The following is a 2,428-nucleotide window of genomic DNA, read 5'->3' on the forward strand; positions in this document are numbered from 1 at the left end:
GCCGAGCGCCCCCGGCTGTCCGGGGGCGCCGCGCGTCATTGCGCAGGGGACACCCTGACGGGCTGGGGCTCTGCGGCGCTGTCCCTCGAGGCGCGTGCTCGACGTGCGGACAGGCGGGGGCGGGCGGAAGCTGTGGGAGGCGGCTGTGGGGCCGCCGTCCCTACGGAAGGTTCCTGACCATGCACCTCACCCCCGCGCACCCGACCGTCGCCGCCTTTGTGGAGGCGATCAACGCAGGCGACCGGGACGCCTTCTACGCCACGCTGACGCCCGACGCCACCATGGCCGACGACGGAAGCGACCGGGACCTGGACGCCTGGGTGGACAAGGAGATCTTCCGGTCCGACGGCCGGATGGACGTCGAGTCCACCTCGGAGGACGGCCTTTCGCTGACCGCCCGCTACTCGAACTCGACGTGGGGCGCGATGCGCACCGCCTGGTCGTTCACCCTCAGCGGCGACCGGATCTCCCACTTCGAAACCGGGCAGGCCTGACGGCTCCGACCACTGCGGCGGGTGGCCCCGGTCCACGCTGGCGTGAGCCCGTGAGCCCGTGAGCCTATGAGTCCGTGAACCCGCCCGCGCGTGCCTGATCATGTCCGATCGTGCCTGTTTCTGTGTCCGAACCTGTTTACTTCCCCGACTCGCGGGCGTAATGTGTCGCCCGATCCACAGAGTCGGGCATGGAACGGACGCAAACAGACATGTACGCAGCGGAGCGCCAACAGGAGATCCTGAGGCTCGCCCGAGAAGGCGGGCGGGTCGACGTGCTCTCCCTCGCGGAGCGGTTCGAGGTCACCGCCGAAACCGTCCGCCGGGACCTCAAGGCGCTCGACCGGGCCGGGCTCGTCCGACGGGTGCACGGCGGCGCCATCCCCGCGAACGGCTTCGAGCTGGAGCCCGACCTGAGCGAGCGCGAGTCCACCGCGGCCGACCAGAAGAGCCGCATCGCCCGCGCCGCGCTCGACGAACTCCCGGCAGACGGCAGCGTCATCTTCGACGCCGGCAGCACCACCGGCCGACTCGCCGGCGAACTGCCGCTCGACCTCAGCCTCACCGTCGTCACCCACGCCCTGCCGCTCGCCGCCCGCCTCGCCGACCACCCCGGCGTGGACCTGCACCTCGTGGGCGGCAGGGTCCGCCACCGCACCAGGGCGGCCGTCGACGCCTGGGCACTGCGCACCTACCAGGAGATCAACGCCGACGTGCTCTTCCTGGCCACCAACGGCCTCACCACCTCCGGCGTCCTCTCCACCCCCGACCTCGCGGAAGCCGCCGTCAAGCGTGCGCTCATCGGCGCCGCACGGCGGGTGGTGCTGCTGGCGGACTCCACCAAGCTCGGTCAGGAGCACTTCGCCCGCTTCGGCAGCCTCGACCAGGTCGACCTCCTCATCACGGACAGCGGCCTGCCGGCCGAGGACGCCCGAGCGATCGAGGCGCACGGCACGGAGGTGGTCTGCGCATGACGCTGCTCACCGTGACCCCGAACCCGAGCCTGGACCGCAGCTACGAGGTCCCGCACCTCGGGCGCGGCGAGGTGCTGAGGGCGACCGTCGACCGCGTCGACCCCGGAGGCAAGGGCGTCAACGTCTCACGCGCCGTCGCCGCCGCCGGCCGGCACACCGTCGCGGTGCTGCCGTTCGGCGGGCCGGAGGGAGCCCTGCTGGAGACCCTGCTCGGGGAGCAGGGCATCGACGTCGCGGGTGTCGCCGTCGCCGGATCGACCCGGGTGAACGCCGCCGCCGTCGAACCCGACGGGACCGTCACCAAGCTCAACGCGCCGGGCCCGCACCTCTCCGACGCCGAGGGCCGCGCCCTGCTGGACGCCGTCCGCACCCGCGCCGCAGGCCACGCCACCTCGTGGGTCGCCTGCTGCGGCAGCCTGCCGCGAGGTCTGCCCCCCGCCTGGTACGCGGACCTCGTCGCCGCCGCCCACGAGGCGGGCGCGCGAGTCGCCGTCGACACCTCCGGGCCCGCGCTCCGCGCCGCCCTCAGCCGTGGCGCCGATGTCGTCAAACCCAACACCTTCGAGCTGGCGGAGGCCGTCGCCCGCCCGCTCGGCACCCTGGGCGACGTGCTGAAGGCGGCCGAGGAGCTGCGGCAGCTCGGCGCCCGCGGCGTGCTCGCCAGCCTCGGCCCGGACGGGCAGCTACTCGTCGACCACACCGGCGCGCACTACGGGCGAGCTCCCGTCCGGGAGGTCCGCAGCAACGTCGGCGCCGGCGACGCCTCACTCGCCGGCCTCCTCGTCGCCGGAGGCGAAGGGCCCGAAGCCCTCGCCTCAGCCCTCCGGTACGGCGCGGCGGCGGTCTCACTCCCCGGCAGCCAGATGCCCACCCCCGACGACCTGCACGACATCCCGGTCGACATCACCACCGACCTCCCGCTGGACCTCCCCCTGGCCGACGCCGGCTGAACCAGCCCCTCCC

The 2,428-nt window shown here is 73.6% G+C and carries 3 protein-coding genes; all 3 read left to right on the forward strand.

The window, feature by feature from the left end; translation table 11 throughout:
- Positions 1–179: 179 nt before the first annotated feature.
- A complete protein-coding gene (locus tag GL263_RS25075) occupies positions 180–494 on the forward strand; it encodes a nuclear transport factor 2 family protein (RefSeq protein ID WP_182858025.1) in 315 nt (104 codons plus the stop codon).
- Positions 495–703: 209 nt separating this feature from the next.
- Positions 704–1,465: a DeoR/GlpR family DNA-binding transcription regulator gene (locus GL263_RS25080; RefSeq protein ID WP_182858026.1), complete on the forward strand. Its 762-nt coding sequence runs from the start codon at positions 704–706 to the stop codon at positions 1,463–1,465.
- Positions 1,462–2,415 carry a 1-phosphofructokinase gene (gene pfkB / locus GL263_RS25085; RefSeq protein ID WP_182858027.1) on the forward strand — a complete coding sequence of 318 codons (954 nt, stop codon included), beginning with the start codon at positions 1,462–1,464 and terminating at the stop codon, positions 2,413–2,415. Before GL263_RS25080 ends, pfkB begins: the two co-directional genes overlap by 4 nt.
- Positions 2,416–2,428 lie beyond the last annotated feature (13 nt).

This window comes from Streptomyces durbertensis (genome assembly GCF_014156695.1).
GTDB lineage: Bacteria > Actinomycetota > Actinomycetes > Streptomycetales > Streptomycetaceae > Streptomyces > Streptomyces durbertensis.

What these genes read in the sequence shown, in the direction of transcription:
- GL263_RS25075 (WP_182858025.1), top strand. Translation starts at nt 180, where the DNA reads ATGCACCTCACCCCCGCGCACCCGACCGTCGCCGCCTTTGTGGAGGCG.
- GL263_RS25080 (WP_182858026.1), top strand. Translation starts at nt 704, where the DNA reads ATGTACGCAGCGGAGCGCCAACAGGAGATCCTGAGGCTCGCCCGAGAA.
- pfkB (WP_182858027.1), top strand. Translation starts at nt 1,462, where the DNA reads ATGACGCTGCTCACCGTGACCCCGAACCCGAGCCTGGACCGCAGCTAC.